This window comes from Allobosea sp. TAB14, from assembly GCF_052113865.1.
Lineage (GTDB): Bacteria > Pseudomonadota > Alphaproteobacteria > Rhizobiales > Beijerinckiaceae > Allobosea > Allobosea spartocytisi.
Genome location: NZ_JBFRDQ010000346.1, coordinates 1 through 1,802 on the forward strand (window position 1 = coordinate 1; position 1,802 = coordinate 1,802).

At 66.7% G+C, this 1,802-nt stretch carries 2 protein-coding genes; both read left to right on the forward strand.

Features of this window, described 5'->3' with window-relative positions; translation table 11 throughout:
- A partial coding sequence (locus tag AB4Y99_RS27450; protein WP_441525574.1) for a gamma-glutamyltransferase occupies positions 1-460 on the forward strand: 460 nt, incomplete at its 5' end.
- A gap of 61 nt (positions 461-521) precedes the next feature.
- A partial coding sequence (locus tag AB4Y99_RS27455; RefSeq protein WP_441525575.1) for an ABC transporter substrate-binding protein occupies positions 522-1,802 on the forward strand: 1,281 nt, incomplete at its 3' end.

The following is a 1,802-nucleotide window of genomic DNA, read 5'->3' on the forward strand; positions in this document are numbered from 1 at the left end:
TCCGGGGAACGCGCTGTCGCTTCAGCCCGGCAAGCGCATCACCAGCGGCATCACCGCGCTCATCGGCAAGCGCGAGGGCAAGCCGATCTTCGCCCTCGGTCTGCCGGGGGCCCATCGCATTCCGGCCTCGGCGATGCAGGCCGTCCTGAATCTCGTCGACCACGGCATGAGCCCGCAGGAAGCGGCGGAGGCGCCGCGCGTCTTCACCTGGGGGCAGGAGGCTGAGATCGAACGCGGCGTTGCTGAAGTTGCGAGGACGACACTCGCTGGGCTCGGGCACCGCGTCTCGGCGGTCGATCACGTCGCGGGAGGCATGGGCATCATCGGCATTGCCGCCGACGGCACGATGACGGGCGCCGCGTGCTGGCGCGCCGATGGCGTGCCGATGGGCGTCGGTGGCGGCCCGGCCCGCGCAGGAACCTCGTTCTGGCCGGATCCGCGCCGGGGCCGCAGCTATTGAATCGAATACGCATTCGCAGCGAAGCGGGCACAAAGCCCGCCCGACAAAGGGAACGGAGCTAATGCTGATCAATCGACGCGAGGCCCTGGCGCTGTCCGCGGGCGCGCTTTTCGCCACCATGAGCCCGGCAAGGGCCCAGGCGAAGAAGACCTTGCGGCTGGCGCCGCACGCGGCCTTGCGGGTGCTCGATCCCGTCGTGACCAACGCCTACATCACCCGCAACCATGCCTTCATGGTCTACGACACGCTGTTTGCGGTGGATTCCCAATACCGGCCGCAGCCCCAGATGGTGAAGGAATGGTCGGTCGCCGACGACAAGCTGAGCTGGACCTTCGTGCTGCGCGAGGGACTTGCCTTCCATGACGGGCAGGCTGTGACCGCGGAGGACTGCATCGCATCGATCGCCCGTTGGGCGAAAAAGGATGTCGTCGGTCTGCGTCTCGCGGGCGTCACCACGGCCATGCGCGCGGTCGACGCCAGGACCGTCCGCATTGAATTGAAGGAGCCGTTCGGGCCGATGCTGGAGGGCCTTGCCCGCCCCAGCTCGATCCCGCTCTTCATCATGCCGAAGCGGATCGCCGAACTGCCGGCCGACAAGGTGCTGGAGGAGGTCGTCGGCTCGGGCCCGTTCCGCTTCATCCCGTCCGAATTCCGCCCCGGCGTCAGCTGGGCCTATGAGCGCAACGAGAAATACGTCCCACGTGCGGAGCCGCCCGATGGCCTCGCCGGCGGCAAGACCGTGAAGGTGGACCGGGTCGAAGTGGTCTGGTTTCCGAGCAAGCAGACGGCGATCAACGCGCTCGCCAAGGGCGAGATCGACCTGCTGGAGAATCTGAACGCCGATCAACGCTCCCTGCTCCAGGACAACAAGAGCGTGACGATCCGGCGCAGGCCTGGCCCGAACGCATCGACCATCCGCTTCAACTGGGCGCAACCCCCTTTCGACAACGTCAAGATGCGCCAGGCGGTGCAGGCGGTGGTCACTCAGCAGGACTACATGGATGCCTCGATCGGCGATCCGGAATCCTACCAGGTTTGTCCGGCCTTCTTCGGCTGCGGCACCCCGCTGGAGACGGACGTCGGCTTTCCCGACACCGGCAAGCCCAATGTCGCCAAGGCAAAGGCGCTGTTGCAGGAAGTCGGCTACAAGGGCCAGAAGATCGTCATCATCACGCCCGGCGACATCGCCTCCTTCGCACCGCTGGCGCCGCTCACTCAGCAGCTCCTGCGCCAGATCGGCATTCCTTCTGAAATCCAGACGATGGAATGGAGCGCCTTCCTGGCGCGTCGCGCCAAGCCCGACCCCGTCGCGGAGGGCGGCTGGAACCTGGCACATGCCGTC